The sequence below is a fragment of the Ruegeria sp. O4 genome (assembly GCF_056535125.1).
Window position 1 is genome coordinate 258,711 of sequence record NZ_JBQERO010000001.1, and the last position, 26,451, is coordinate 285,161.

Consider the following 26,451-nt stretch of genomic DNA (forward strand, 5'->3'; position numbering starts at 1 on the left):
AAAGGAAAGCGATTAAACCGCCGACCACAGCCCCAAAAGACCAACTAAAACAAGGCTGAGCGCCCAGATGAGTTCAAGGTTGAACCAGCTGCGGGACAGGAAACGCAGCCCCAGCCAACGATAAACAGCGAAGGCCAGAAACCCTCCGCCCAGAACCATGGCGGCGGTATGCAAGGCCGCGACCCCCAGAACCAGCAGACCGTTTGTTGTCATGATTTTGGAGATCGCCTGATGACCGGCATCCAGTTCATCCAGCTGGCACAGACCAAGATAGATCGGAACCAGCATAAGGGCGGCCCCGTGGGCAAGCGCCACGAGAAACGACCACAGCGCCAGTTTGCTGGGCGGTATGCGCGACAGAAAACGGGGATGACGGCGGGTGATCGCAATGTATAGCCCCATCGCGATGACAATCAACGCAGCCCCGATGCGGATTTCCCGTTGATAGTCGACCAGAACGGCCATCAACGCAAAAGGCAGAAGGACACCCAGCATGGCAATGAAATGTCCACCTGCCAAAGCTGCCAGCGCGCGCCAGAGGGCGGATTGGCGCTGCTCCATCAGGGCCGAGGAAACCGCCAGCGGCCATCCCATCCCGGGGTTCAGCCCGTGATACGCGCCGCTCAGAACAACGGCCAGCCAAAGGCCAGCCGTTGATGTCATCAGAATCTCCAATTCAGACCGAGGGGTAACAGAAACTGTCGGTTGAACAATCTCCACCCTCCAGCCGGATTTGGTGGCTGCGATATCCTTTGGGGAAATCAACCCAGAATTTCGGGTCCAAAACCAGCCCGCCATTCTCACCGACATCCGCCTTGACCATGGCCGCGCCGCCTTCTTCGGGATAGAACTGATCGTCCCACGTGGAATAAAGTGAATTGGTCCAATAAACGCGTTTACCATCGCGGCTGATCTCGACCATTTGTGGCCCATAGCCAAAGGTCTGTCCGTTCGGATGTTTGGTCTTTTTGACAATACCTCCGATTTCAACTTTCCCGGCAAGGGTCGGGTTCATCGGATCGGATACATCATATTGATGCATGTCGCCGGTGCCCCAGCAAGCGACATAAAGGTATTTGTCATCCAGGCTCAGGTCGATATCGGTGACCAGTGGCGGTACAGCGGCAAACCCCTTCAGAAGTTCAGGAAGATCATCTGGATCAGCGGGTTGTGGGTCGATGGTGATCGTTTTCTTGGCTTCGAACGTGCCATCTTCATTGCGCCACCACGTAAAGATTGCGCCTTGCAGGTTGGTGGTATCGACGACAACACCACAGAACCCGTATTGTTTGACCGGGTCATGCGCGGGCCGGATTTCCAGCGCCATCTGGTGGTTTTCGCCCAGATCGATGGTTTGGATATTGGTCCGGTTGCGCAGGTTCCAGAAATGGATGCGGTGACCGTATTTGTTCGAAAGCAGATCCTCGGCCACCAGCCCGTTTTCAAATTGCGGGGGAAGGCCCCATTCGGAACTGACCATGTAATCGCGCGGCAGATTCCACCAGAAATCATAGTGCTTGTCCTGCACGCCGCGCTCGATCTCATAGCGCCCGATGATCTCGAAGGTTTCACAATCCATGATGAAAATACCCGGAGGGCCATCCGTGCCGTCCTCACCGCCGCCGCCCAGCGTGCTCACATAGATGCCTTCCGGCCCGCAATGGATCGTGTGTGGTCGTGAATACCCTGTTTTGTCAAAGACTTCCTCGGGTTCGATGATCTTGTGAATCTTCGCCTCAAGCGGGTTCTTTACATCGATGATGTATATCCGGCTGGAACGGATACCGGGGATGATCAGATAGCGACGTTCCAGAAACGCATGACCGCTGAGCGGTGACAGTGACGACGAACAGGCATTCCAACCAAAATGGTGAAACTCGTCGCCTTTTTCGGGCATGATCACCTGATGCACGATTTTCCCGAAATCGGCCGAGGTTGGATCGACATTCACTACTGCCAGCCCGTCGGGTTGCGAAAAATCGGGGCTGAGCATCAGCGTAAAAGCAAGCGTTTCTGCGGGGCCCTCCATCGCCAGCTTGGCCGAAGGATAAAAGGTTGGGTCCGGTCTTTTGTTCATAACGTCCTCCCGTAAATCATTGTCATTCAATTCTTATTGAGAGTTCCGGTCTTGATGCCGGATGACATTCTGCCTGCTCGACCTCTGCCTTTAAAGTATGTTTCCGTTTAAGCCTTCAGGCCGGTTTACGTTTGCGTTCAGCCACATCGTGGGCCAGCTGCTGTGTGTAATGTTCCAGATCGACCAGCGTGGCGTCGACGGTATCTGCGTCTCTGGCCTCAAGCGCGTCTGCAATTCTGGTGTGCAATGCGATGATTTCTTCGCGCGAACGTGCCGTGAAGGTAATCATGTTCATCAAAGGCTGCATCGCCTCGACCGCGCCAGCCAGTTGATAGGACAGGACCGGGTTGTCGGCCCCGTCCACCAAGGCCCTGTGGAAGGTGACGTCTGATGCACAAAACGCCTCATCCGTCAGACCGGGCTGGGACTGGCGAAAGATTTCCGCCCGCATCGTGGCAAGCTGATCCGCTGTTCGTCTCTGGGCAGACAGGGGGGCACAGGCCCGCTCCAGCGCATAGCGGGCCTCGCAGGCCGTATCAAAGCTGACAGCGTTCATCGACAGCAGCAGGGTCGAGGTCGTGATCTGCTGCGAATAGGCATCTTCGAAACTCAGACGGTTTACGAACGCACCTCCGGTTGCGCCACGCTGTGTGCGGATCAGGGATTGCGCCGCCAGTCGTTTCAAAGCCTCACGCACCGTTGGGCGCGAAACTTGAAATTGCTCGGAAAGTTCCGCTTCCGAGGGCAGGCGTGCATCCACGATCAACTCGCCTGAGACAATCGCGTCCCGGATGGCATGTGCAATCTGGGCAGACAGGTCGGCGGTTTTCCGAGGCGCGGTTTTCATGTTCAGAAGACCCTGAGCAAATTTTTATTTGTCTGACATTTAAAAGTCTGACATTTGAAAAGCAAGAGAGTTGAGTCGGGAGGCCGAAGTGAGTCGTACTTGGCTGCGCAGCGGAATGTGGCTGGGCTTTTATGTCCTGATCCTGTGGGCATGGTGGGTCATGTTCGCGATGGGCCGCGACATGGATCTTGACCTGATCGGTCGTCCGGGGCCCATGGGGCAGGCGATGGCCGCGATGGACCCGCGCATGGACATGTACATGCCCATGGCCGAGTTTGGCACGCTGTTCTGGATGTGGGCGATCATGATGGCCGCCATGATGCTGCCGACGCTTGTGCCAACCCTGCGCAGTTATGACGACCTGATCCGCAGCGCCAATGGCACCCGTGCCGGGTGGCTGGGTGTGCTTGCAGGGTATTCCTTGGTTTGGGTCGGGTTTGCGGCTGTGATCGCGGGAACGCAACTGGCTTTGCTGTTTGGTGGCGTGATCGACATGCTGGGCATTGCCAGATCCGGCTGGGTTGCGGGCGGGTTGATGATAGCGGTTGGCGCGTTTCAGTTCTCGCGCGTCAAAGAGGTCTGCCATGGCGTGTGCCACGCCCCGATGACCTATTTCCTGGGCCATTGGAAAACCGGATTTGCGGGCGGTGTGCGCATGGGGCTGGGCCTTGGTGCTTTCTGCGTCGGCTGCTGCTGGGGTTTCATGGCGCTGGGATTTGTGGGCGGCGTCATGAGCCTGTTGTGGATGGGTCTTGCGACCCTGTTCATGGTATTGGAGAAACTTCCCCAGATCGGGCATGCTGTGACCCGGCCAATGGGGTTTGCGCTGATTGCGGGCGGTCTTGTTCTGCTCGTTTATCCAATTAGCTACGGAGGATAAGCCAATGGCTAAGAACAGAAAACCAGACGCCGACCGGTTGCCCGTCAGCCAACGCATCGACAGCCGGATGCCCAATCCCAAACGGCGCGAGATGAGTCCGACGGACTGGGCCATCAAGGGTGAGTTGATCCTGAACTGCTCGTGTGATGTGTTCTGTCCCTGCGTCGTTTCACTGGGCGCGCACCCTCCGACCGAAGGGCATTGCCATGCCTGGATGGGTATTATCGTTGATGAGGGCCATTATGAGGGCGAGGACCTGTCAGGTCTGAATGTCGGCCTGCTTGTAGATATTCCCGGCCGGATGGGTGAAGGCCAGTGGAAAGTGGCGGCTTACGTCGATGATCGCGCCAGCGGCAAAGCCTATAACGGGCTGCTGCAAATCTTCAGCGGGCAGGCGGGCGGTACCACCGGTCTGTTCACCATGCTCGTCAGCGAAATCATCGGGGCCGAACGGGCGCCGGTTCAGATCGAGCGCGACGGCACCAAACGCCGCATCATGATCGGTCGCAAGATTCAGGGTGAGATCGAGATGTTGGCGGGCAAAGACCCCGAGCATCCCGTGATGGTTTCAAACTCAAAATACTGGATGGGACCGGACATCATCGTGGCGCGCGGCACCAAATCGAAAGTGCGCGACTACGGTCGCGTTTGGGATTTTGGCGGCAAGTCCGCTGAGATTTGCCCGATTGATTGGCACGGGCCCAAATGATGATCACAGGCGCGTTTGCGCAAGATGTGGCGCGCCAAAAACACTGGCAAAACTCGCAGTTGGCCGAGTTTCTGCATTAGCTGTCGCATCAGGAACTGACCTGTTTATCGGACCACTCTCCTGTTGCTTAGTCGTAAAAGAGGTCGATGTCACAATGCCTTACAAAAACTATGTGATCCATTTCTTCAACCATCAGACCCACCACCGGGGTCAAATGCGCAAGATTCTGATCGAAGTTGGGTCGCAAGCGCCCGTCAGCGGTATCGTCTTTATGCCCAAGGAGGTTTGAATGCCGCAGATTTCCGCCTCTCGCCGCTTGCGGCGCACACCGTTTTCAGAAGGGGTCGAGGCCGCAGGGGTCAAAGGATACACGGTTTATAACCGTATGCTGTTGCCCACGGTCTTCGAAAGCGTCCAAGCCGATTACCGGCACCTGAAATCCCACGTGCAGGTCTGGGATGTCGCATGCGAGCGGCAGATCGAGCTACGCGGACCGGACGCCGCGCGCCTGATGCAGATGCTGACCCCGCGCGATTTGCGGGGGATGTTGCCGGGGCAATGTTTCTATGTCCCCATCGTCGATGAAACCGGCGGTATGCTGAATGACCCGGTTGCGGTAAAACTGTCCGAAGACCGCTGGTGGATTTCAATCGCTGACAGCGATCTGTTGTTGTGGGTCAAGGGAATCGCCGTTGGATATCGTCTGGATGTGCTGGTAGACGAACCGGATGTGTCACCTCTTGCTGTTCAGGGTCCCAAAGCCGACGCTCTGATGGCGCGTGTCTTTGGCGACCGGGTGCGCGACATCCGGTTCTTCAAATTCGATATGTTCCAGTTTGAAGGTCGCGATCTGGCTGTGGCGCGATCGGGCTATTCCAAACAAGGCGGGTTCGAGATTTATGTGGAAGGCAGCGATATCGGCATGCCCCTGTGGAACGCCCTGTTTGCAGCAGGGGAAGATTTGCAGGTGCGCGCCGGATGCCCGAACCTGATCGAACGGATTGAAGGTGGTCTGCTGTCTTATGGCAATGACATGACCGACGACAACACCCCGCATGAGTGCGGTTTGGGCAAGTTCTGCAATACACATACCGCGATTGGCTGTATCGGCAGGGACGCGTTGCTGCGTGTGGCCAAGGAGGGGCCTGTTCAGCAAATCCGCCCCGTCGCCATTGGGGGCGATCCGGTGCCGGGCTGTGACCGACCTTGGGGCCTTTACGCGGACGGCAAGCGTGTGGGGCAGGTGACCTCGGCCGCGTGGTCACCCGATTTCAACACCAACGTCGCCATTGGCATGGTACGCCTGAGCCATTGGGATTCGGGAACGGAGCTGGACGTGGAAACGCCAGATGGGATGCGCCGCGCGACCGTGCAGTCGCATTTCTGGATTTAAAGGGGGGTTTTGGGGGCGCTGCCCCCGTCGCTGCGCGACTCCCCCGGGATATTTGGGGCCAGGTGAAGCAGCGGGCCGGTTACAGAAACACGAAAGGAATTGAGAGATGTTCAATGCACTTGTGATGGACAAGGACGAAGAAAGCGGTTTGGCGAGCGCGTCGGTCAGGCAGCTTACGCTGGATGATTTGCCGCATGGCGACGTCACGGTCGCGGTTGAATATTCCACAGTGAACTACAAGGATGGTTTGTGTCTGTCCCCCAAAGGGGGCGGTTTGGTGCGGGCGTATCCGCATGTTCCCGGAATTGATTATGCCGGTACCGTCGAGGCATCGACCGATGCGCGTTACAAGCCGGGTGACAAGGTTGTTCTGACCGGGTGGCGGGTAGGCGAGGCGCATTGGGGTGGATATTCGCAGAAAGCCAGTGCCAAGGCGGACTGGCTTGTGCCTCTGCCGGATGGGCTCGATGCCCGGCAGGCGATGGCCGTAGGCACCGCCGGGTTTACCGCGATGCTGGCCGTGATGGCGCTGGAGGATCACGGGCTGACCCCCGATCGCGGCCCGGTTCTGGTAACCGGGGCGGCCGGTGGTGTTGGGTCGGTGGCGACTGCCATTCTGGGCCATCTCGGGTATGAAGTGGCGGCCGTGACCGGGCGACCTGAAACCGGGGATTATCTGGAATCGCTGGGCGCAACGACAATAGTGCCCCGCGATGAGCTGAATGAGACAACCAAGCGCCCGCTGGAAAGTGAAACCTGGGCGGGCTGCGTGGATGCCGTGGGCGGTGCGATGCTGGCGCGTGTGCTTGGGCAAATGAAATACGGCTGTTCGGTTGCGGCCGTGGGTCTTGCGGGCGGCGCGGCGCTTCCTGCAACGGTGATTCCCTTCCTGCTGCGCGGCGTGAACCTTCTTGGCATCGACAGTGTGATGCAGCCCTATGAAAACCGGGTTCGTGCCTGGAAAAGGATTGCAACCGACCTGCCGATGGACAAGCTTGAGTCGATGGTACAACCAGCGGCCTTGTCCGACCTTCCGCAACTGGGTGCCGATATCCTGAAAGGGCAGGTCAAAGGGCGCGTTGTTGTCGATGTGAATGCCTGAGCGCAGTTGACAGCCTAAACCCGATACGATGCCGTGTCGGGTTTTGCGCAGGCGGTTTGGTACAAAATGATCGCAACACCTCTGGCCATTGGTACAAAACCGCCTCATGATTGCTATACATCCCAAATGTGATGGCGTAAGACCCATCCAAAGAGTACCTGAATACGGGGAGTGAGCAGCATGTCTGACGACTTCGAACTGGACACCGATGACCTGAAACGCCGTATGGATGGCGCAATGGCCAATCTGAGAACCGAATTTGCCTCGCTGAGAACCGGGCGCGCCTCGGCTTCGATGCTGGAACCTGTCATGGTCGACGCGTATGGCTCGATGACACCGATCAACCAGGTGGGCACCGTCAACGTGCCTGAGCCCCGCATGGTCACTATAAATGTGTGGGATAAGTCATTGGTCGGGAAGGTTGAAAAGGCCATTCGTGAAAGCGGCCTTGGCATCAACCCGCAGCTGAACGGCACCATCATCATGCTGCCGATTCCTGAGTTGAACGAAGAGCGTCGCCGTGAACTGGGCAAGGTCGCTGGCCAATATGCGGAAAGTGCCCGGATCGCGATCCGCAATGTGCGCCGGGATGGCATGGATCAGATCAAGAAGGCAAAAGCGGATGGTATGTCTGAAGACGACCAGAAGCTTTGGGAAAGCGAAGTGCAGGATCTCACGGATGCGATGATCAAGGCGGTCGATGCGGCGCTTGAAACCAAGCAAACTGAAATCATGCAGGTCTGATCTGGTCTGATGCCGAAAGATCCCCAAACCGATCCGGTCTGCGGCCCGCGCCACGTCGCTATCATCATGGATGGCAATGGCCGTTGGGCGCAGGCGCGTGGTCGCCCCAGGTTGTTTGGGCACCATGCCGGTGCGCGGCGTGTTCGCGAGGTTGTCGAGGCCTGCCCGCATCTGGGGATCAAGTATCTGACAGTGTTTGCATTCTCGACCGAGAACTGGAAGCGAACGCAGGTTGAGGTGGCCGGGTTGATGAGCCTGTTTCGGCGCTACATCATCAAGGAGACACGGACCCTGGCGGACAATGGCATCCGAGTTCGGTTCATAGGTGATCGGGTAAGGTTGGATTCGAAACTGACCGAATTGATGGATTCACTGGAAGAGGAAACCAAGGACAACGACCTTGTTCATCTGACGGTCGCCCTGAACTATGGCGGTCGGGACGAGGTGGCGCGCGCCACCAAACGTCTCGCGCGGGATGTGGCCGACGGGCGGCTTAGACCCGAGGATGTGGATGAAGAAACGTTACCTAAGTATCTGGATACACGCGTTCTTCCGGATCCTGACCTTGTCATTCGCACCAGTGGAGAAGCACGGATTTCGAACTTTCTGCTGTGGCAGTCCGCCTATTCCGAGTACGAATTCATAGATACGCTGTGGCCGGATTTCACCGCCGCAGAACTCGAGAGGCTTTGTCGCAACTATGGGGCCAGAGAGCGTCGGTACGGGGCGGTTCTGGCATGAGTGATGGCCGGTGGTCTGATCTGACGAGCCGGGTCCTTTCTGCCGCCGTTCTGGTTGCGATAGGGGCCATCGAAGTCTGGCTTGGCGGTCTCTGGTTCGAGGTCTTCATTGCGGCTGCTTGTGGCCTGATGACCTGGGAACTGGTTCGGATGATCGACCCTGAAAGCCAGGGTGTGGCCGTCCAGTTGGGCGTTCTGACTGCGATTGCGGTTATCCTCAGCTACCACCTGCCGGCGCTATACACGCTCCCGGTCGTGCTTGCGCCGGCTTTGGTGGGCATGGGACAGATCAGCCGTTCGAAACCCCTGTACGGCTTGTTCGCGGTCTGGATTGTTGCGGCTGGTCTGGGTTTCATATCCATTCGCGAAAACTCGGGTTTTGGCTGGATGGTCTGGCTGATCGCGGTGGTGGTTGCCACCGATGTGGCGGGCTATTTTGTGGGTAAAATGGTCGGTGGACCCAAGTTCTGGCCAAAGGTCAGCCCTAAGAAAACATGGTCGGGAACGGCAGGCGGATGGGCTGCTGCGGCCTGTGTCGGTATCGCCTTTGCAAGCCACGCGGGTTTCGGCTTTGCCTTTGTTGTTGTTTCCGTTCTCGCATCAATGGCCAGTCAGGCGGGTGACATAATCGAAAGCGCGATCAAACGTAAATTCGGGGTCAAGGACAGTTCAAATCTGATCCCCGGCCATGGCGGCTTTCTGGATCGGTTCGACGGCATGATGGGGGCTGCGGTGTTTGTTCTGATCGCAGGGCTTCTGTACACGCCGGGTGAGATGTAATGCGACGGATTTCCGTTCTTGGGGCCACGGGGTCGATCGGGCAAAACACGCTTGATCTGATTTCGCGTAAACCCGAAGACTATGATGTGGTGGCCCTTACCGGCGGCGCAAATATTCGACAACTTGCTGATGACGCTCGTCGGTTGCGTGCCGATTTGGCTGTCACGGCACATGAAGACAGGTTGGAGGACCTGCGCGCCGCACTGGCCGGAAGTGGGGTCGAAGCGGCGGCCGGGCCGCGTGCGATCGCCGAGGCCGCAGCGCGCCCGGCGGATTGGGTCATGTCAGCCATCGTCGGAGCAGCGGGCCTTGCGCCTGGGATCGAAGCCCTGAAACAAGGAACAACACTGGCCTTGGCCAACAAGGAAACATTGGTCTGCGCAGGATCGTTGGTTCTGGACACTGCAAAAAACCATGACGCGCGTTTGCTTCCTGTCGACAGTGAACATTCGGCGGTGTTTCAGGCATTGGTTGGTGAAGATATCGACGCTGTCGAGAGGGTGATTATCACCGCAAGTGGCGGAGCGTTCCGCGATTGGCCGCTGAAAGATCTGGCAAACGCCACCGTCGAACAAGCGTCCAGCCATCCGAATTGGGATATGGGCCAGCGGATCACGATCGACAGTGCCTCGATGTTCAACAAGGCGCTGGAAGTCATAGAAACAAAAGAATATTTCGGAGTTTCCCCGGATCAGATCGAAGTTTTGGTTCATCCCGAATCCATTGTCCATGCAATGGTCGGGTTTCGGGATGGCGCGATGATGGCACATATGGGCGCCCCCGATATGCGCCACGCCATTGGGTATGCGTTGCACTGGCCCGACAGGCAGGAGCTGCCGGTTCAGCGGCTGGACCTCGCAAAGCTGGGACAGCTGCGCTTTAACGAACCGGATCTGACACGCTATCCAGCCCTGAAACTCGCCTGGGACGTGATGCAGCGTGGTGGGCTGGCTGGCGCAGTATTCAATGCCGCCAAGGAACGCGCGCTGGATCACTTCATTGCGGGCCGGATCGGCTTTCTTGATATGGCGGATACCGTTTCTGCCGTATTGGACAGGTTTGACGCAACGGGTGGCCTTATTGATGCCCCGATGACACTTGATAACGTGCAGCAAACCGACCATCTGGCACGTCAGTGGGTCGATAACACTGTGATGGAACGAGCAGGATAGAAATTTGGACGTACTTTCGCTGATCCCGCAATTCGGCAATCTGCTGTGGACGATTGTTGCCTTTGTTATTGCGCTGTCGGTCATTGTGGCCGTGCATGAATATGGCCATTACATTGTGGGCCGGTGGTCTGGTATCCATGCCGAAGTCTTTTCGCTCGGGTTTGGACCGGTGCTCTGGAGCCGCAAGGATAAGCGCGGAACCAAGTGGCAGATCGCAGCGTTGCCTTTTGGTGGATACGTGAAATTTCTGGGCGATGCCAATGCGGCCTCGGGCAAGGATGAAGAGGCGATGGAAGACATCGCGACCCAAAATCCTGAGGAGTTGCGCCGCACCATGCACGGCGCCCCGCTATGGGCACGGGCAGCAACTGTCGCGGCTGGCCCGGTCTTTAATTTCGCCATGTCCATTCTGGTTTTTGGCCTGATCTTCTGGTCACAGGGCGTGTCGCGTGAACCCCTGACCGTTGGCGCGTTGCAGCCTTTGCCAGGCACCGTGCAGGAATTGCGCGAGGGAGATGTGATTACGGCTATCGCCGGTCGTCCGACACCGGACTATGACGAAGAAGTCGCATGGAAGGAGTTCATCGATCAGCTGCCTGTTCAACCGGTTCTGGATTATTCCGTGATCCGCGATGGCCAACCCCTTGAGGTTCAGGCCCCCTGGATGCTTCCGCCGCTGATCCGTCAGGTTGCTCCGCGTAGCGCGGCTATGGATATCCAACTGAAGCAAGGGGATGTCATCACCTCGGTCAATGGTGAACCGATCTTTGCCTTCGAACAGCTAAAGGATCATGTCGAAGGATCGGACGGCCGCGTCTTGCTGCTTGAAGTCTGGCGGGATGGGTCCGAGTTGGAATTTGCCCTGGCGCCCCGGCGCACGGATGAACCGCAGCCTGATGGTGGTTTTGTCACCCATTGGCGCATCGGAATCGTCGGCGGCATGATGCTTGAGCCTGCAACCGTACCGGCTGGTCTTTTCGATTCCCTAAAGGGCGGTGTCATCCAGACTGGACGCATCATCGAAGGGTCCTTATCCGGCATGTGGCACATGGTGACGGGTGCAATCAGCACCTGCAACATCTCGGGGCCAATCGGAATTGCCGAAACCTCGGGGGCGATGGCCAGCCAGGGGGCACAGAATTTTATCTTCTTCATTGCTGTCCTGTCGACGGCGGTCGGGTTGTTGAACCTGTTTCCCATTCCGGCGCTGGATGGCGGACATCTCGTCTTCTACGCCTACGAGGCCATTGCCGGGAAACCGCCCAGCGACCGGGCGATGCGCATACTCATGGGCATTGGAATTTCGATCATTCTGACCCTGATGCTGTTTTCGGTCAGCAACGACCTGTTCTGCTGAATGTGGCGGCTGGAGCAGATTCCAGCCGCATTACCGCCATATTTCAGCGCTACAATATTCCCGTCTAAAGGGAACAGTCATGTCCAAAACGCTGAAAAAATCGTATCAAAGCTTTAGCTTCCTCTTCATGTTGAATTGGGATGTTATGTTGAGTTTTGCCGTTACAGCGTTGGCGATGGCTGGGGCCGCCTATCTGGCGGGAATGTGATTCTCGGGAAAATCGTAGGTCTGTTGTCGCGAAGCCGTCTGCCTAACTGCTTCGATATCGCCTTTTGACAAGCTCATTCAATCCCGTTACTCAGCATTAAAGTCTCAAAATTCTGGGTAGAGCATAAAATGACTGACAGGCGAGACGCAGGCACATCCTGCGGGGGGCATATGCCGACAAACAATATTTTGTGGCAGGCGCTAACGGTTTTTTTCCTTTTTGTTGCGGTAAGTTTACTGGCGTTTCCGCATGCGGCATCGGCGCAAAACTACACAATCAACTCGTTCGATGTTGAGGGGAACCGCCGGATCGAAACCGGAACAATTATCGCTCGGACCGGAATCGAACCGGGCCAGACTGTAACTGCCGGGCAGCTTAATGATGCCTATCAGCGTTTGCTTGACAGTGGTGTATTTGAGACAGTTGAACTGACGCCGCGCGGCACGACTCTGGTCATTCAGGTCCAGGAATATCCAACGATCAACCAGATTAGCATCGAAGGGAACGCTCGCGTCAAAGACGACGTTCTTCTGGACGTGATCTCGTCGCAACCCCGCCGGGTCTTTACGCCACAGGCGGCCGAAGCAGACGCCGACACCATTGCCGAAGTGTATTCGGCCCAGGGTCGCGTCGCGGCAACCGTTATTCCTCGCATTATCCGTCGCAGCGACAACCGGGTTGATCTGGTCTTTGAAGTGGCAGAAGGCACGACCATTGAGGTCGAGCGCGTCAGCTTTGTCGGCAACCGCGCCTATTCGGACCGGAGGCTACGCCGGGTTCTGGAAACCAAACAGGCAACCTTCCTGCGGACGTTCTTCCGCAACGACACATTTATCGGCGACCGCATTGAATTCGACAAACAGGTCATTCGCGATTTCTACCTGTCGCGGGGCTATATCGATTTCCGTGTGAACAGCGCCAACGTCGAATTCACCCGCGAACGGGATGCGTTCTTTCTGGTGATGAACGTCACCGAAGGCCAAAAGTTCTCGTTTGGAAAGATCACGACGGTTAGTGAAATCGCCGGCGTTGATGCAGCGCCTTATCAGGATGTGCTGAAAATCAAACCGGGCGTGACGTATACGCCGACGCTGGTGGAAAACTCGATCGCGCGGCAAGAACGCCTTGGGTTGAAACAGGGTGTCGATTTCCTGCGGGTTGAACCGCGTGTGACGCGCAATGACCGTGATCTTACCCTGGACATTGAATTTGTTCTGACGAAAGGTCCGCGGATTTTTGTTGAACGGATCGATATCGAAGGCAACACCACCACGCTGGACCGTGTGATCCGCCGCCAGTTTGACACTGTAGAAGGTGACCCCTTCAACCCGCGTGAAATCCGTCAGGCCGCGGAACGCATCAATGCGCTTGGGTTCTTTGCAGTTGCGGAGGTCGAGCCTCGGGAAGGGTCGTCACCAAGCCAGGTCATTCTGGATGTGGATGTCGAGGAACAGCCTACAGGTTCGCTGAGCCTTGGCGGCAGCTACTCGGTCACAGACGGCTTCGGGATTGCAATCGGCCTGAACGAGGCAAATTTCCTGGGACGCGGTCAGAATCTTGGTGTTTCGATCTCGACAGCACAGGATTCAGAACAGTACACGATTAACTTCACCGAACCCTATTTGCTGGGCCGAAAGCTGCGTTTCGATCTTGGACTGGGACTGTCGGCGACCAATTCCGGCTTTGCCAGCTACGACACGAGCTCGTTGTTCTTCACACCTCAGCTGACCTATGCAATCGGTGAACTGTCCGCTCTTCGTCTGCGCTATGGCTGGGACCGCAGCGAGATGACGCAACAAAGCAATCAGACCAATGGCGCAGTGATCGCATCCGAGATCGCGCAAGGCAAACGGACGTCCAGTTCACTGGGACTGTCCTACATTTATGACAGCCGGATTGGTGGTCTGGACCCGAATTCTGGTGTTCTGTTCGAGGTGGGCGTCGACGCGGCAGGCCTTGGTGGTGATAACAAGTATTTCAAAACCACTGCGCGCGGTATCGCCCAAACGCGGGTCTGGAATGAAGAAGTGGTACTACGGGCCACATTGGAGCTGGGTGCGTTGAATTGGAGTGGAAATGACTTCAGCCGCACCGTCGACCGTTTTGTGTTGGGGCCTCGTACTTTCCGCGGTTTTGAGCCTGCGGGTCTTGGCCCGCGTGATTTGTCCAATGGTCAGGACGATGCCATCGGCGGCAACTATTACTGGGTCGCGCGTTTTGAAACCGATTTCCCCTTGGGTCTGCCCGAGGAACTGGGCCTGCGGGGCGGTCTGTTCTATGACGTTGGAAACCTTTACAACATCAACGATGTGAACACCGCAGGGGCAAATATCGTTGGCGCAGACGGGTCCATTCGTCACGTTATCGGTATCTCGGTCTTGTGGGAAACGCCGTTTGGACCTTTGCAGTTCAACTTCTCGAAGGCTCTGAAAAAGGAAACGTTCGACAAGGAACAGAACTTTGACCTGACCATTCAGGCCCGGTTCTGATCTGCGATGACGAACAGGTTCTTTACCTTGATACAGGGCCCGCTTTGGGCCCTGTGTGCATTTATGATGCTGTTTCAGGCCCCTTCGGCTGATGCGCAGCAGCTAGGTGTTCCGCAAGCCAGCGTGGTTACGTTGTCCGGTGAGCAGCTGTTCAAGAATTCCGCATTTGGGCAACGTGTGTTGCGCGAGATCGAAAAAGAAAGCGCAATGCTTGCGGAAGAAAATGAACGGATTGTCGCGGAACTCAGCCGAGAAGAAAAAGACCTGACCGAAAAGCGTGCGACCATGCCAGCGGAGGAGTTTCGCCCGCTGGCCGAAGCGTTCGATGTCAAGGTTCAGTCCCATCGAGACGGACAAAGGGCAAAGCTGGACGCGCTGGCACGTCGTAGCGAGGAAGCGCAGCAAACGTTTTTTGAAATTGTTCGCCCGATCCTTGTTGATTTGCTACGCGAATTCGGGGCCAGCGTGATCATCGAACGCTCCAATGTCGTTGTAAGCACGTCAGATATCACCGAGGCCGCGATAATCCGCGTGAACACGGCAATTGGCGATGGCAGCGGGTTGCAAAAGGACACAAGCGAATAGGTTCGCTTGCCCTTGCGAGGCTGTATTGCTAACCACGCTGAAAAAGAAACATTCAGAACGGGATACCTGAATCATGACAACGGAACCCAAAAGCGCCGATATTCAGTTGATCCAAAGGATCCTGCCGCATCGTTATCCGTTTTTGCTGGTCGACAAGGTGGTGGACATCTCTGGCTATCAATCAGCCCGAGGTATCAAGAACGTCACCATGAACGAGCCGCATTTCCAGGGCCACTTCCCGGGAACACCGATCATGCCGGGTGTTACCATCGTCGAGGCGATGGCGCAGACAGCAGGCGTAATGCTGGGCGTGGGTATGGATGTCATCGACACCGAGTTGCTGATCTATTTCATGAGCATCGACAAATGCAAATTCCGCAGGAAAGTTGTTCCTGGCGACGTCCTGGAAATGCATGTCGAAACGGTTCGCGGCAAGAAAGGTGGCAAGCTTTTCAAATTCAACGGCCGCGCAACTGTTGATGGTGAAGTGGCCGCCGAGGCAGAATTCTCGGCCTATGTCGATTGGGATATGGAAAAAACAACATGAGCCGTATCCACCCCAGCGCGATTATCGAAGACGGGGCGCAGATCGGGCAGGATTGCGTCATCGGTCCTTTTAGCTATGTGGGCGCCAATGTAAAACTGGCTGATCGGGTCGAACTGAAGTCTCATGTCGTTGTGACCGGTGACACATCGATTGGCGAAGACACCGTGATCTTTAATTTTTCGGTGATCGGTGAGATTCCGCAGGACCTGAAATTTGGCGGTGAAAACACGCGCCTTGAAATCGGTCAGCGCAACCGCATTCGCGAGCACGTGACGATCAATACCGGGACCGAAGGTGGCGGCGGTGTAACCCGGATCGGGGATGATTGCCTGCTGATGGCAGGTGTTCATGTGGCCCATGACGTGCAGATCGGCAACCGGGTTATCATGGTGAACCACGCAGGGGCAGCTGGTCACTGCATCGTCGAGGATGATGTGATCGTCGGTGGCATTTCGGGCCTGCACCAGTGGGTGCGTGTTGGTCGCGGGGCGATCATCGGTGCGCTCACCATGGTGCCAAAGGACGTCATTCCCTACGGTTTGGTACAAGCCTCCCGGGGTGAGCTTGAAGGTCTGAACCTCGTGGGTCTCAAGCGTAAAGGTGTTTCGCGCGAAGACATCTCGGCGTTGCGTGCCGCGTTCAAGGAGCTGTCTGAAGGCGATGGAACATTCATGGATCGCGCCTACCGTCTTGGTCAGGGTAACGACAGCGACTATGTGCAGCGGATCGTTGATTTTGTCACCGGACACAGCGATCGGTCGTTCCTGACACCGAGGAAATAGGAACATGCTTGCGTTGATTGCGGGAACCGGGGCACTGCCGACCGAATTGGTTGCCCAACTGGCGGAACGTCCGCTGATCTGCGCGATGGAAGGGTTCCTGCCGGATGATCTGGTCGCAGATATCGTGTTTCCGCTTGAACAGCTTGGCAGTTTTATTGCCGGGCTTCAGGCGAAGGGCGTGACCGAGATTTGTATGGCCGGCGCAGTTCGGCGCCCGAAGGTTGATCCTAAACGTATTGACGCGGCGACGATGCCATTGGTTCCGGTGATCCAGCAGGCCATGCTGTCGGGTGATGACGGAGCATTGCGGGCTGTCATTGGCCTGTTGGAAGGCGCAGGATTGCGGGTGTGCGCCGCGCATGAAATCGCCCCTGGCCTGTTGCCGCCTTTGGGCTGTCTGACTGATGTGCACCCATCCGAGAGTGATATGGCAGATGCAGACCGCGCTGCCGGAATTCTGCGGGCCATGGGGGCTGTGGATATTGGTCAGGCCTGTGCAGTCTCAAAAGGGCAGGTGTTGGCAATCGAAGGCATCTTTGGAACCGCCTGGATGCTTCAATCCCTGACGCAACGCCCGGACGCGGGGGGCGGCATACTGTTCAAAGGCCCAAAGCCCGATCAAGATCGGCGTGCTGATCTGCCGGCCATCGGGCCAGATACCGTCACGGATGCGGTCGCGGCAGGCTTGTCTGGCATCGTTCTGGAAAAGGGCGGTGTGTTGGTTTTGGACAAAGAACAGGTCATCGCCGAATGTAACCGCCTTGGGCTGTTCCTGTATATTCGCGAGCGGGCGGTCTGATGCGCGTCTTTCTGGTCGCCGGTGAACCTTCGGGCGACCGGCTGGGCGGCGCGTTGATGGAGGGGCTGAAAACACTGATCCCCGATATTGAATTCGACGGCGTGGGCGGACCATTGATGGCGGCTCAGGGGCTGACCAGCCGGTTTCCGATGTCGGAACTTTCGGTGATGGGTTTGATCGAGGTTCTGCCGAAGTTTTTCCACCTCAAGCGTCGAATCTCGGAGACCGCGCAAGCAGTGTTGGACACGCGGCCGGACGTTCTGATCACCATCGACAGCCCCGATTTCAGCCTGCGTGTCGCCAAAATCGTCAAAGTCGCCAGTGATATCCGCACCGTGCATTACGTCGCGCCCAGTGTCTGGGCCTGGCGTCCGGGGCGAGCGGACAAAATGGCAAAGGTCATCGACCATGTGCTGGCACTGCTTCCGTTTGAGCCGCCATACATGGAGCGGGCAGGGATGGAGTGCGACTTTGTCGGCCACCCTGTTGCCAGCGAACCGACGGCAACACAGGCCGAGATTGCGGCCTTCCGGAGCAGGTACGACCTAGGGGATGCACCTGTCCTGCTGGCTCTGCCCGGATCGCGCCGGGGTGAGATCGAACGTCTGGCAGACACGTTCGGTGAGGCATTGCGGCTGTTTTTGACGGACCATCCCAGTTATCGTGTCGTGGTTCCAACCGTGGGTGCGACAACTGACCTGGTCAACGCTCTGACGCAAAGCTGGCCGGGCGCACCAATAGTGCTCGACCCGCGACAAATGGGGGCCGGGCAAGCCACGGTCGAAAAACGCGCGGCTTTTGGCACGGCATGTATCGCGCTGGCCGCTTCGGGTACGGTTTCTTTGGAACTGGCGGCGCAGAATACACCTATGGTGATCGCCTACAAACTCAATTGGCTGACCCAGAAAATGGCCGAACGCATGGTCAAGCTGGACACTGTTACATTGGTCAATCTGGTATCTGAAACACGCGCCGTGCCTGAATGCCTGCTGAACGATTGCCAGCCAGACAAGATCGCCAAAGCCCTGCATGATGTGACCAATGCCCCTGACGCTCAGCAACTCGCGATGAACCTGACAATGGAACGGTTGGGGCGCGGAGGAGAAGCTCCGGGGTTGCGGGCGGCACGAGCTGTGCTGGACAGAATGCAGATTAAGCATGCTTGATCACACGCTGTTCGCCGCTTCAGCCGGGGTTGCCATGATATCCACCAATCTGGACAATCTGGCCGTCCTACTGGGTTTGATATTGGTGATCGAGCAACGCCGCGCCATCATTGGCTTTGCCGTCGCGCAGACAATTGTTCTGACATTGGCCATGACCGTCGCATTGGGTGTTGACCAGAGCGGCGCACCGTTTTGGATCGGGTTTCTGGGTCTTGTACCACTGGCCTTTGGTTTGCGCGGAATCTGGCGGCAGTTTTTCGGGGCCAATTCTGAAGGAACCGAGGTAAAAGGGGCCGTAACATCGGTGGTTTCCCTGTTCCTGAGCCTGTCGATTGACAGTTTCGCGGTCATGACACCGCTATTGGCGGAGTCTGCCCCTTCATACCGTGTTGCCGCCTTGATCGGCGCAGCACTGGCCGCTTCAGTTCTGGTCGTAGTTGCCGCCTGGGGCGCACCTCGGGCCAAAAGCCTTGGGCCACGCGTCGCCCGTATGGATCGGATCGCCCCATATATCATGGTCTGCGTCGGGCTTTACATCCTCTTCAATTCGCCCACGGATGCCCTGTAACAGGCCTGTTTCGGCATTCCGTCTCGGGTTTGTTATCCGAGACCGTCTGTTGCAGCGGTGCGGACTTAAGATATCCTCGCTGAAAAGGAGATTTCATCATGACCCGCATCCCCCCTTTGTCAGACCCTGAGATGGCAGACGAGACACGCGCGTCACATGCGGCTTTGGGTGCTTATGGCCCGTTCGACAATTGGGCCCGGGTTGCCGCACATTGTCCACCGGTTCTGGAACATGTCGCGGGCATGTTGACGGCGTTGCGGGAACAGCAAACCTTGCCGCGTCGTGCGCTGGAACTGGCCATGGTGACGGTTTCCAAATTGAACGCCTGTGACTACTGCGTCTCGCATCATACTCCGCTGTTGACGGTTGCAGGTCTCAGCCCCGAAGGCGCGGCGCGTTTGCCAGATGTCGACAACCACCCCGAACTGGACGCGTGCGACAAGGCTGTCGTGCGATACGCCGAGGCGGTAACGACACGATCGGGCCGCATGCGCGACGCCGAGGTTTCCGACCTGCGGGGCTGGTTCAGCGATGCCCAGATTGTCGAGTTAACCTGGCGCATCGCATTGTGCGGTGCATTCAACCGGTTCAACGATGCGCTTCAGATCCAGATCGAACCCGAGGTTGAACCCGTTTCAGCCTAGTACCCGCGCCATATCCAGCCGCCGCCAAAGATGCGGCTGCCTTCCGAGGCATAGAAGACGCAGGCCTGACCGGGCGAGATGCCTTCTTCGGGTGTCAGCAATTCCACCTCAGCAGCGGTGTCGGACAGCGGTCGAATAATGGCCTCGCGCGGGGGGCGGGTCGAACGGACCTTGACTGACAGGTGCCATTCTTCGCGCGATGTGAAGGGTTCATCGCCCAGCCAGTTGATCTCACGCACGGGAACGACACTGGTTGCCAGCATCTCTTTGGGGCCGACAACGACCTGTTTTTTGTCCACGTCCAGCTTGACCACATAAAGCGGTTCGCTCAGGCCGCCGATGCCCAAGCCGCGCCTTTGGCCGATCGTGTAATGGATCACCCCGTTATGCTGTGCCAGAACGCGGCCATCGGCATGAACAATCTCGCCCGGTTCCGCAGCACCGGGGCGCAGCTTTTCAATGACGCTGGCATAATTGCCGTCGGGCACAAAGCAGATGTCCTGACTGTCGGGTTTGTCCGCCACAGACAACCCATATTGAGCCGCCATTTCGCGGGTCGCGTCTTTTGAGGGCAGGTGACCAAGCGGGAAGCGCAGGAAATCAAGCTGTTCGGGCGTTGTCGAGAACAGGAAATAGGATTGATCCCGGTTAGCGTCTTCGGCGCTGTGCAGTTCCGGCCCGTTTGGCCCCATCTTGCGCTGGATATAGTGCCCGGTGGCCATACAGTCGGCCTCAAGATCCTTGGCGGTTTCCAGAAGGTCCTTGAATTTTACGCGCTCGTTGCAGCGAATGCAGGGGACGGGTGTTGCGCCTGCCAGATAGCTTTCCGCAAATTCATCGATCACCGCGTCCTTGAAGATGTTTTCATAGTCCAGAACATAGTGGGGAAACCCACGCTCTTCTGCTACGCGGCGCGCATCGTGGATATCGATCCCGGCACAGCACGCCCCTTTCTTGGCCAAAGCCGCGCCATGGTCATAGAGTTGCAGTGTCACCCCCACCACATCATAGCCCTGATCAGCCAAGTAAGCCGCGACGACGGAGCTATCGACGCCCCCTGACATGGCAACAACCACCCGCGTTTCCGAGGGCGGTTTGGCAAAGCCAAGCGAGTTCAGCGGGGTCTCGGTGTCGAGGGCCATTGGCGGTTCCTGTCCGGGTTAAGAAAGACCGGCAGAATATAGGAAAATTCTACACACTCTCAAGGGGCGGTTTCATACGACCTTAAGTAGGCTGGTGCCAGCTTTGATGCAGCAAAAAGGGTAAAGCGATGTATTTGCACAAAGTGGAAGGGCCAAGGTCTGTTTCTCTGCCGGATGGATCCATACTGACGCGCGCCGATCTGCCGCCGACAAGCACAAGGCGGTGGGTAGCCTCCCGCAAGATTCTGGTCGTGCGTGGGGTACTTTACGGGCTGATCAGCCTGTCTGAGGCAAAACAGAAATACGGCATCAGCGACGAAGAATTCAACGGCTGGGTTTCTCTGGTCGCGGAACACGGTGTCGAGGCTTTAAAAGCCACGGCCTTAAAAAAGTATCGACAACCTATAGGTGAGCGGGAATAAATGATTCAACGGTAACGTCAGATTAACCATTCTTGGTCAGGTTTAATTTTAATTGGAATTATTGACCCGAATTGGAGCAGTGAAAATGCGTATACTTCTTGTCGAGGATGATCCGACCACGTCCAAAAGCATCGAACTGATGCTGACGCATGCGAACCTTAACGTCTATGCAACGGATCTTGGCGAAGAAGGTATCGATCTGGCAAAGCTCTACGATTACGACCTGATCTTGCTGGACCTGAACCTGCCAGACATGAACGGGCATGAAGTGTTGCGCCAGTTGCGGATTGCCAGGGTGGAAACACCGATCCTGATCCTATCGGGTGCAGATGATACGGACAGCAAGATCAAAGGCTTCGGGTTTGGCGCGGATGACTACCTGACCAAGCCCTTCCACCGTGAAGAACTGGTGGCTCGTATCCATGCCATCATCCGCCGGTCGAAAGGGCATTCGCAGTCCATCATCCACACAGGTCGCGTGGCCGTTAACCTGGACGCCAAAACCGTCGAGGTGGACGGAAAAACCGTGCACCTGACAGGAAAAGAGTACCAGATGCTGGAATTGCTCAGCTTGCGCAAGGGTACGACTCTGACCAAGGAAATGTTTCTGAACCACCTATATGGCGGCATGGACGAACCCGAGCTGAAGATCATCGACGTCTTCATCTGCAAACTGCGCAAAAAGCTCAGCAACGCAACTGGTGGTGAGAATTATATCGAAACCGTTTGGGGGCGGGGCTACGTGTTGCGCGACCCGCAAAGCAACACTCTGGACGAGACGCGAATGGCGGTCGGCCTCTGATTTGAACCGTTTGTGTCGCTGGTAGTCCAGGGCGGCACATTGCACTCACGGCTCAGCACATCTGGACCTGGCCATGGCCTCGCCCTATCACTGAGGTCCAAGAACGCGTGACAGGGCGAGGCCATGAGCAATTCCATTCCCATATCAGACCTGACGGATGATGAGGCGCGTGCCGAACTGGCGCGGTTGGCGGACATCCTGTCGCGAGCCAACACTCTGTATCACGCAGAAGATGCGCCCGAGTTGTCGGATGCGGATTATGATGCCCTCAAACGCAGAAACGCCGAGATCGAGGCGCGTTTCCCCCACCTGAAACGTGCTGACAGCCCAACAGAGCAAGTCGGGGCCAAACCGGCGGACGGGTTTTCAAAAGTTACTCATGCCGTCCGAATGATGTCACTGGGAAATGCGTTCGACGAAGGGGACATTGCCGATTTCGACACCTCGATTCGCAAATATCTGGGCCTTGATGCAGGCGCGCCATTGGCTTTCACAGCTGAACCCAAGATTGACGGCCTGTCTTTGTCCTTGCGATATGAGAGCGGACAGCTGGTTCAGGCCGCAACGCGGGGCGACGGTGAAGCTGGCGAGAACGTGACGGCCAACGCCTGCACAGTCTCTGATATTCCACAGCTGATCGAGAACGCGCCCCAAATTCTTGAGGTCCGGGGCGAGATTTACATGTCTCATTCCGATTTTGAAGCGTTGAATGAGCGGCAGGCTGAACGGGGGGGCAAACCCTTTGCCAACCCGCGCAATGCAGCGGCAGGGTCACTGCGCCAGCTGGATTCGGAAATTACCCGTTCCCGCCCATTGCGCTTCTTCGCCTATGCATGGGGTGAACTGTCAGAACCTTTGGCAGATACTCAGATTGGAGCAATTGAGCGTCTTGCGACCCTTGGCTTTCCCACGAATTCCTTGACGCGCCTATGTGCCACGACTGAGGACATGATCGCTCATTACCGGGATATCGAAGCGCAGCGTGGGACTTTGGGGTATGACATCGATGGGGTCGTCTACAAGGTAAACGATCTGTCTTTGCAGGCACGTCTGGGTTTCCGCTCAACGACGCCAAGATGGGCAATTGCGCATAAGTTCCCAGCCGAACTGGCCTGGACCAGATTGGAGGCGATCGACATTCAGGTTGGTCGTACAGGGGCGCTCAGCCCCGTGGCACGGTTGCATCCTGTAACGGTTGGCGGGGTGGTCGTCTCCAATGCCACTTTGCACAACGAGGATTACATCGCCGGGCGCGACGCCAAAGGCGGCACGATCCGTGATGGAAAAGATATCCGAGTGGGCGATTGGGTTCAGGTCTATCGCGCGGGCGACGTGATCCCCAAACTGTCGGATGTCGACTTGTCCAAACGCCCCGCCGATGCACGCCCCTTTGCCTTTCCGACACATTGCCCCGAATGCGAGAGCGATGCGATCCGCGAAGAAGGCGACGCGGTTCGACGGTGCACCGGCGGCCTGATCTGTCCTGCGCAGGCCGTTGAAAAGCTGAAACATTTCGTGTCGCGCAAAGCCTTTGATATAGAAGGGCTGGGTGCAAAACAGATTGAAATGTTCTATGGTGATCCAACCCTTCCGATCAATGCGCCAGCTGATATCTTCACGCTGGAACAGCGGGACTCAGCTAGTCTGACGCGGTTGAAAAACCGGGACGGGTGGGGCGAAACATCCGCCAGGAACCTGTTCGAAGCCATTGATGAAAAACGGAAGATTCCCTTTGCGCGCTTGTTGTTCGCACTGGGCATTCGACATGTTGGTGAAGTGGGCGCGCGTGATCTGGCACTTTTTTACCGCGACTGGGATGCAATGGCGCTGGCGTTGGACACTGCACGCCCGGCTGCGCTGGCCCAAAGGCGGGCGGATGAGGCGGAAGATGCCGAGCGTGCGGCGGCCCAGCTTGAAGGGCGTCGCGCGCGCGTGAAAGAAGTGCGGGACGCAGCCATCGCGGATGCCAATGTCGGTGCCGATGCCAATGCCGCCTGGACAGAGCTGATCGGCATCGACGGTATTGGCGCAACGCTTGGACTTTCGCTGTCGGACGCATTTGCCAATGAAGAGGAACGACGGGCTTTCGACACGCTGCGCAGCGAATTGACGGTTATCGCCCCCGACGCGCCAGCCTCGGACAGTCCGGTCGCGGGTAAAACCGTAGTGTTCACCGGAACGCTGGAAAAGATGACCCGCGCCGAAGCCAAAGCGCGGGCCGAGGCGTTGGGCGCTAAGGTTTCCGGCTCTGTCAGCAAGAAAACCGATATTCTGGTCGCAGGTCCCGGGGCCGGGTCAAAGGCGAAAAAGGCAGCGGAACTTGGGATCGAAACTTTGGACGAGGATGGCTGGCTTCAGCTGATAGAAGGCGCATGAGCGGACGGCCCGAACAGCTTTTCCCGCTATTTGCGGGGCTGGAAACGTTGGATGGTGTCGGCCCCAAGACCGCACAGGCAATGGCGCAGACCGGGGTGGAATCCCCGCGCGATGTTCTGTTCAGCCTGCCTTATGCCGTGGTGGATCGGCGCAGGCGGGATACAATTCAAGGGGTGGACCTGCCGGCCACTCTGACTGTCGAAGTGACAGTTGGCCCGCACAGGCCGCCCCGCAACAAGGGGGGGGCCTACCGCGTTCATGTCGAAGACAGTCAGGCCGATTTCCAGCTGGTCTTTTTCCACGCACGTGGTGAGTATCTGAAGAAAGCGTTGCCACAAGGATCACGCCGCGTGGTTTCCGGCAAGTTGGAACTGTTCGACGGCATGGCACAGATGGTGCATCCGGACCACATGCTGCCCGTTGAACAAGCCGGAGATATCCCGGAATTCGAACCGGTTTACCACCTGACGCAAGGGCTGACCCAGAAAACAGCATTCAAGGCCAGTCGCAGTGCATTGGCACGCGCTCCCAAGCTAGAGGAATGGATCGATCCGGCGCAGGTGTCACAGCAAAACTGGCCGAACTGGTCCGCGGCCATTCACGCCGGTCACAATCCACGCGGCGCGGATGATGTAGCGCCGTTTGCCCCTGCGCGTCAGAGGTTGGCGTATGACGAGTTGTTTGCGCATCAGCTGACGCTCGCTCTGGCCCGGCAGCGAGAGCGCAAGTCGCGGGGAATCGTCAGCGTGGGAACCGGGGTACTGCAATCGAAAGTGCTGGCAAGCCTTCCATATCGCCCGACTGGCGCACAAACGCGCGCCATTGATGAGATTTCGGCTGATATGGCGTCTGACGCCCGAATGAACCGGCTGTTACAGGGCGACGTCGGCGCCGGTAAGACACTGGTGGCCTTCATGGCCCTTCTGATCGCGGTTGAGGCGGGCGGGCAGGGCGTGATGATGGCCCCGACCGAAATTCTGGCGCGCCAGCATCTGGAAGGATTACGCCCCCTGGCCGAGCAGGCCGGAGTGGTTCTGGAACTGCTCACCGGGCGTGATAAGGGCGCGGAGCGGCGTGCCAAGCTTGAGGCGCTTAAGCAAGGCGATATTCACATACTGGTTGGCACACATGCAGTGTTTCAAAGCGATGTTGAATTCAAGGCGCTGAGATTGGCCATCGTCGACGAACAGCACCGGTTTGGCGTGCGGCAGAGGATGGAGTTGTCGGAAAAAGGAAATGGGGCAGATGTTCTGGTAATGACCGCCACCCCCATCCCGCGCAGTCTGGCGCTGGCGCAATACGGCGACATGGATGTTTCGGTGCTGGATGAAAAGCCTCCGGGGCGAAAACCGATCAAAACGGCGATTGTCAACACACAGCGCATGGACGAAGTCATAGCCCACCTGCGGCGTGCGATTGATGAGGGGCGACAGTGTTACTGGGTGTGCCCTCTGGTCGACGAATCCGAAGTTTCAGACCTAACAGCGGCCGAGGAACGCTTCAAACGCCTGCGGGCCATTTTGGGTGAGGGCGTTGTGGGGCTGGTTCATGGTCAGATGCCACCTGCCGACAAAGACGCCGCGATGAGCGCATTTCAGAACGGGAAAACAAAGGTCCTTGTTGCCACGACGGTGATCGAGGTTGGCGTGAACGTACCCAACGCAACGATCATGGTCATTGAACGGGCCGAGATCTTTGGGCTCGCGCAATTGCACCAGTTGCGGGGGCGCGTTGGGCGCGGGGATGCGGAATCCACCTGTTTGCTGATGTATCAACCACCGCTCAGCGACGGAGGGCGCAAGCGGCTGGAGGTTCTGCGCGAGACAGAGGATGGCTTCCGAATCTCGGAAACTGACCTTAAGATGCGAGGCGCGGGCGATCTGATTGGTACTGCGCAATCCGGGTTGCCAAAATTCCATATCGCGGACCTGGAACGTCAGGCAGGATTGATGGCAGTCGCCCAATCCGATGCGCGGGCGTTGCTGACGACCGATCCCAAGCTGACCTCGGACAGGGGACAGGCCGCGCGTGTTCTGCTTTGGCTGATGAAACAGGATCAGGCGATCCGTTTGATTTCAGTGGGTTAGCTTTAACGTCCCCTAAAGTTCACAAATGTTCTC

General features: G+C 57.3%; 27 protein-coding genes. 23 read left to right on the forward strand and 4 right to left on the reverse strand.

The window, feature by feature from the left end; translation table 11 throughout:
• Window positions 1-12 precede the first annotated feature (12 nt).
• The 3 genes from ACR0J7_RS01265 to ACR0J7_RS01275 form a co-directional block, all read right to left on the reverse strand.
• Window positions 13-663: a hypothetical protein gene (locus ACR0J7_RS01265; protein ID WP_267364371.1), complete on the reverse strand. Its 651-nt coding sequence runs from the start codon at window positions 661-663 to the stop codon at window positions 13-15.
• Between the two features lie 13 nt (window positions 664-676).
• Window positions 677-2,077 carry a selenium-binding protein SBP56-related protein gene (locus ACR0J7_RS01270; protein ID WP_480897746.1) on the reverse strand — a complete coding sequence of 467 codons (1,401 nt, stop codon included), beginning with the start codon at window positions 2,075-2,077 and terminating at the stop codon, window positions 677-679.
• Window positions 2,078-2,192: 115 nt separating this feature from the next.
• On the reverse strand, window positions 2,193-2,924 hold the full coding sequence (locus ACR0J7_RS01275; RefSeq protein WP_480564863.1) for a FadR/GntR family transcriptional regulator: 732 nt from the start codon (window positions 2,922-2,924) through the stop codon (window positions 2,193-2,195).
• Window positions 2,925-3,039: 115 nt separating this feature from the next.
• Between ACR0J7_RS01275 and ACR0J7_RS01280 the strand changes: the two genes are divergently transcribed.
• The 19 genes from ACR0J7_RS01280 to ACR0J7_RS01370 all read left to right on the forward strand — a co-directional run bounded on the left by ACR0J7_RS01280 (window position 3,040) and on the right by ACR0J7_RS01370 (window position 19,589).
• Window positions 3,040-3,804 (forward strand): DUF2182 domain-containing protein, encoded by a 765-nt coding sequence (locus ACR0J7_RS01280; RefSeq protein WP_480565267.1) that lies wholly within the window; start codon window positions 3,040-3,042, stop codon window positions 3,802-3,804.
• A 4-nt stretch (window positions 3,805-3,808) separates the two neighbouring features.
• Complete coding sequence (locus ACR0J7_RS01285; RefSeq protein WP_480505258.1) at window positions 3,809-4,513, forward strand: DUF1326 domain-containing protein; 705 nt, start codon at window positions 3,809-3,811, stop codon at window positions 4,511-4,513.
• A 154-nt stretch (window positions 4,514-4,667) separates the two neighbouring features.
• Window positions 4,668-4,802, forward strand: coding sequence for a DinB family protein (locus tag ACR0J7_RS01290; RefSeq protein ID WP_480913062.1), 135 nt, complete (start codon window positions 4,668-4,670; stop codon window positions 4,800-4,802).
• Window positions 4,803-5,906, forward strand: coding sequence for a dimethylsulfoniopropionate demethylase (locus ACR0J7_RS01295; RefSeq protein ID WP_480913064.1), 1,104 nt, complete (start codon window positions 4,803-4,805; stop codon window positions 5,904-5,906).
• Between the two features lie 106 nt (window positions 5,907-6,012).
• The gene (acuI, locus tag ACR0J7_RS01300; protein WP_480481036.1) at window positions 6,013-7,008 is read left to right on the forward strand and encodes an acryloyl-CoA reductase; all 996 of its coding nucleotides are present in this window, start codon (window positions 6,013-6,015) and stop codon (window positions 7,006-7,008) included.
• Window positions 7,009-7,188: 180 nt separating this feature from the next.
• Complete coding sequence (gene frr, locus ACR0J7_RS01305; protein WP_480481034.1) at window positions 7,189-7,752, forward strand: ribosome recycling factor; 564 nt, start codon at window positions 7,189-7,191, stop codon at window positions 7,750-7,752.
• 9 nt (window positions 7,753-7,761) lie between these two features.
• A complete protein-coding gene (locus ACR0J7_RS01310; protein ID WP_480564851.1) occupies window positions 7,762-8,493 on the forward strand; it encodes an isoprenyl transferase in 732 nt (243 codons plus the stop codon).
• Window positions 8,490-9,272 (forward strand): phosphatidate cytidylyltransferase, encoded by a 783-nt coding sequence (locus ACR0J7_RS01315; RefSeq protein WP_480564848.1) that lies wholly within the window; start codon window positions 8,490-8,492, stop codon window positions 9,270-9,272. Before ACR0J7_RS01310 ends, ACR0J7_RS01315 begins: the two co-directional genes overlap by 4 nt.
• Window positions 9,272-10,444, forward strand: a complete 1,173-nt coding sequence (dxr, locus tag ACR0J7_RS01320) for a 1-deoxy-D-xylulose-5-phosphate reductoisomerase (protein WP_480830962.1) — start codon at window positions 9,272-9,274, stop codon at window positions 10,442-10,444. The genes ACR0J7_RS01315 and dxr overlap by 1 nt, the downstream gene beginning before the upstream one ends.
• A gap of 4 nt (window positions 10,445-10,448) precedes the next feature.
• The gene (gene rseP / locus ACR0J7_RS01325) at window positions 10,449-11,801 is read left to right on the forward strand and encodes an RIP metalloprotease RseP (RefSeq protein ID WP_480558446.1); all 1,353 of its coding nucleotides are present in this window, start codon (window positions 10,449-10,451) and stop codon (window positions 11,799-11,801) included.
• 79 nt (window positions 11,802-11,880) lie between these two features.
• Window positions 11,881-12,009 carry a hypothetical protein gene (locus ACR0J7_RS01330; RefSeq protein WP_267364732.1) on the forward strand — a complete coding sequence of 43 codons (129 nt, stop codon included), beginning with the start codon at window positions 11,881-11,883 and terminating at the stop codon, window positions 12,007-12,009.
• A 128-nt stretch (window positions 12,010-12,137) separates the two neighbouring features.
• The gene (gene bamA, locus ACR0J7_RS01335; RefSeq protein ID WP_267364733.1) at window positions 12,138-14,498 is read left to right on the forward strand and encodes an outer membrane protein assembly factor BamA; all 2,361 of its coding nucleotides are present in this window, start codon (window positions 12,138-12,140) and stop codon (window positions 14,496-14,498) included.
• A 6-nt stretch (window positions 14,499-14,504) separates the two neighbouring features.
• Window positions 14,505-15,083 (forward strand): OmpH/Skp family outer membrane protein, encoded by a 579-nt coding sequence (locus ACR0J7_RS01340; RefSeq protein ID WP_480616718.1) that lies wholly within the window; start codon window positions 14,505-14,507, stop codon window positions 15,081-15,083.
• A gap of 73 nt (window positions 15,084-15,156) precedes the next feature.
• Window positions 15,157-15,630, forward strand: coding sequence for a 3-hydroxyacyl-ACP dehydratase FabZ (fabZ, locus tag ACR0J7_RS01345; protein ID WP_267364735.1), 474 nt, complete (start codon window positions 15,157-15,159; stop codon window positions 15,628-15,630).
• Window positions 15,627-16,412 carry an acyl-ACP--UDP-N-acetylglucosamine O-acyltransferase gene (gene lpxA / locus ACR0J7_RS01350; protein WP_480564843.1) on the forward strand — a complete coding sequence of 262 codons (786 nt, stop codon included), beginning with the start codon at window positions 15,627-15,629 and terminating at the stop codon, window positions 16,410-16,412. Before fabZ ends, lpxA begins: the two co-directional genes overlap by 4 nt.
• Before the next feature lie 4 nt (window positions 16,413-16,416).
• Window positions 16,417-17,211: an LpxI family protein gene (locus ACR0J7_RS01355; RefSeq protein WP_480558440.1), complete on the forward strand. Its 795-nt coding sequence runs from the start codon at window positions 16,417-16,419 to the stop codon at window positions 17,209-17,211.
• Entirely contained in the window at window positions 17,211-18,377 is a 1,167-nt protein-coding gene (lpxB, locus tag ACR0J7_RS01360; protein ID WP_480558438.1) for a lipid-A-disaccharide synthase, read from the forward strand. The genes ACR0J7_RS01355 and lpxB overlap by 1 nt, the downstream gene beginning before the upstream one ends.
• A complete protein-coding gene (locus tag ACR0J7_RS01365; protein ID WP_480472675.1) occupies window positions 18,370-18,945 on the forward strand; it encodes a hypothetical protein in 576 nt (191 codons plus the stop codon). The genes lpxB and ACR0J7_RS01365 overlap by 8 nt, the downstream gene beginning before the upstream one ends.
• A 98-nt stretch (window positions 18,946-19,043) precedes the next feature.
• Window positions 19,044-19,589 carry a carboxymuconolactone decarboxylase family protein gene (locus ACR0J7_RS01370; RefSeq protein WP_480913068.1) on the forward strand — a complete coding sequence of 182 codons (546 nt, stop codon included), beginning with the start codon at window positions 19,044-19,046 and terminating at the stop codon, window positions 19,587-19,589.
• Here the strand turns inward: ACR0J7_RS01370 and mnmA are convergent.
• The gene (gene mnmA / locus ACR0J7_RS01375; RefSeq protein WP_480913071.1) at window positions 19,586-20,731 is read right to left on the reverse strand and encodes a tRNA 2-thiouridine(34) synthase MnmA; all 1,146 of its coding nucleotides are present in this window, start codon (window positions 20,729-20,731) and stop codon (window positions 19,586-19,588) included. The genes ACR0J7_RS01370 and mnmA overlap by 4 nt on opposite strands.
• Before the next feature lie 128 nt (window positions 20,732-20,859).
• On the opposite strand from mnmA, the gene sciP reads away from it, so the two are divergent.
• The 4 genes from sciP to recG all read left to right on the forward strand — a co-directional run bounded on the left by sciP (window position 20,860) and on the right by recG (window position 26,418).
• Window positions 20,860-21,153: a CtrA inhibitor SciP gene (gene sciP / locus ACR0J7_RS01380; protein WP_480624924.1), complete on the forward strand. Its 294-nt coding sequence runs from the start codon at window positions 20,860-20,862 to the stop codon at window positions 21,151-21,153.
• An 85-nt stretch (window positions 21,154-21,238) separates the two neighbouring features.
• Window positions 21,239-21,955, forward strand: coding sequence for a response regulator transcription factor CtrA (ctrA, locus tag ACR0J7_RS01385; protein ID WP_267364745.1), 717 nt, complete (start codon window positions 21,239-21,241; stop codon window positions 21,953-21,955).
• 123 nt (window positions 21,956-22,078) lie between these two features.
• The gene (gene ligA, locus ACR0J7_RS01390) at window positions 22,079-24,331 is read left to right on the forward strand and encodes an NAD-dependent DNA ligase LigA (protein ID WP_480913073.1); all 2,253 of its coding nucleotides are present in this window, start codon (window positions 22,079-22,081) and stop codon (window positions 24,329-24,331) included.
• Entirely contained in the window at window positions 24,328-26,418 is a 2,091-nt protein-coding gene (recG, locus tag ACR0J7_RS01395; RefSeq protein ID WP_480913075.1) for an ATP-dependent DNA helicase RecG, read from the forward strand. The genes ligA and recG overlap by 4 nt, the downstream gene beginning before the upstream one ends.
• The last annotated feature ends 33 nt before the right edge of the window (window positions 26,419-26,451 follow it).

Excerpts from the sequence above, each read along its gene's own strand:
- ACR0J7_RS01265 (WP_267364371.1), bottom strand. The coding sequence starts at position 663 with ATGACATCAACGGCTGGCCTTTGGCTGGCCGTTGTTCTGAGCGGCGCG.
- ACR0J7_RS01270 (WP_480897746.1), bottom strand. The coding sequence starts at position 2,077 with ATGAACAAAAGACCGGACCCAACCTTTTATCCTTCGGCCAAGCTGGCG.
- ACR0J7_RS01275 (WP_480564863.1), bottom strand. The coding sequence starts at position 2,924 with ATGAAAACCGCGCCTCGGAAAACCGCCGACCTGTCTGCCCAGATTGCA.
- ACR0J7_RS01280 (WP_480565267.1), top strand. The coding sequence starts at position 3,040 with ATGTGGCTGGGCTTTTATGTCCTGATCCTGTGGGCATGGTGGGTCATG.
- ACR0J7_RS01285 (WP_480505258.1), top strand. The coding sequence starts at position 3,809 with ATGGCTAAGAACAGAAAACCAGACGCCGACCGGTTGCCCGTCAGCCAA.
- ACR0J7_RS01290 (WP_480913062.1), top strand. The coding sequence starts at position 4,668 with ATGCCTTACAAAAACTATGTGATCCATTTCTTCAACCATCAGACCCAC.
- ACR0J7_RS01295 (WP_480913064.1), top strand. The coding sequence starts at position 4,803 with ATGCCGCAGATTTCCGCCTCTCGCCGCTTGCGGCGCACACCGTTTTCA.
- acuI (WP_480481036.1), top strand. The coding sequence starts at position 6,013 with ATGTTCAATGCACTTGTGATGGACAAGGACGAAGAAAGCGGTTTGGCG.
- frr (WP_480481034.1), top strand. The coding sequence starts at position 7,189 with ATGTCTGACGACTTCGAACTGGACACCGATGACCTGAAACGCCGTATG.
- ACR0J7_RS01310 (WP_480564851.1), top strand. The coding sequence starts at position 7,762 with ATGCCGAAAGATCCCCAAACCGATCCGGTCTGCGGCCCGCGCCACGTC.
- ACR0J7_RS01315 (WP_480564848.1), top strand. The coding sequence starts at position 8,490 with ATGAGTGATGGCCGGTGGTCTGATCTGACGAGCCGGGTCCTTTCTGCC.
- dxr (WP_480830962.1), top strand. The coding sequence starts at position 9,272 with ATGCGACGGATTTCCGTTCTTGGGGCCACGGGGTCGATCGGGCAAAAC.
- ACR0J7_RS01330 (WP_267364732.1), top strand. The coding sequence starts at position 11,881 with ATGTCCAAAACGCTGAAAAAATCGTATCAAAGCTTTAGCTTCCTCTTC.
- bamA (WP_267364733.1), top strand. The coding sequence starts at position 12,138 with ATGACTGACAGGCGAGACGCAGGCACATCCTGCGGGGGGCATATGCCG.
- ACR0J7_RS01340 (WP_480616718.1), top strand. The coding sequence starts at position 14,505 with ATGACGAACAGGTTCTTTACCTTGATACAGGGCCCGCTTTGGGCCCTG.
- fabZ (WP_267364735.1), top strand. The coding sequence starts at position 15,157 with ATGACAACGGAACCCAAAAGCGCCGATATTCAGTTGATCCAAAGGATC.
- lpxA (WP_480564843.1), top strand. The coding sequence starts at position 15,627 with ATGAGCCGTATCCACCCCAGCGCGATTATCGAAGACGGGGCGCAGATC.
- ACR0J7_RS01355 (WP_480558440.1), top strand. The coding sequence starts at position 16,417 with ATGCTTGCGTTGATTGCGGGAACCGGGGCACTGCCGACCGAATTGGTT.
- lpxB (WP_480558438.1), top strand. The coding sequence starts at position 17,211 with ATGCGCGTCTTTCTGGTCGCCGGTGAACCTTCGGGCGACCGGCTGGGC.
- ACR0J7_RS01365 (WP_480472675.1), top strand. The coding sequence starts at position 18,370 with ATGCTTGATCACACGCTGTTCGCCGCTTCAGCCGGGGTTGCCATGATA.
- ACR0J7_RS01370 (WP_480913068.1), top strand. The coding sequence starts at position 19,044 with ATGACCCGCATCCCCCCTTTGTCAGACCCTGAGATGGCAGACGAGACA.
- mnmA (WP_480913071.1), bottom strand. The coding sequence starts at position 20,731 with ATGGCCCTCGACACCGAGACCCCGCTGAACTCGCTTGGCTTTGCCAAA.
- sciP (WP_480624924.1), top strand. The coding sequence starts at position 20,860 with ATGTATTTGCACAAAGTGGAAGGGCCAAGGTCTGTTTCTCTGCCGGAT.
- ctrA (WP_267364745.1), top strand. The coding sequence starts at position 21,239 with ATGCGTATACTTCTTGTCGAGGATGATCCGACCACGTCCAAAAGCATC.
- ligA (WP_480913073.1), top strand. The coding sequence starts at position 22,079 with ATGAGCAATTCCATTCCCATATCAGACCTGACGGATGATGAGGCGCGT.
- recG (WP_480913075.1), top strand. The coding sequence starts at position 24,328 with ATGAGCGGACGGCCCGAACAGCTTTTCCCGCTATTTGCGGGGCTGGAA.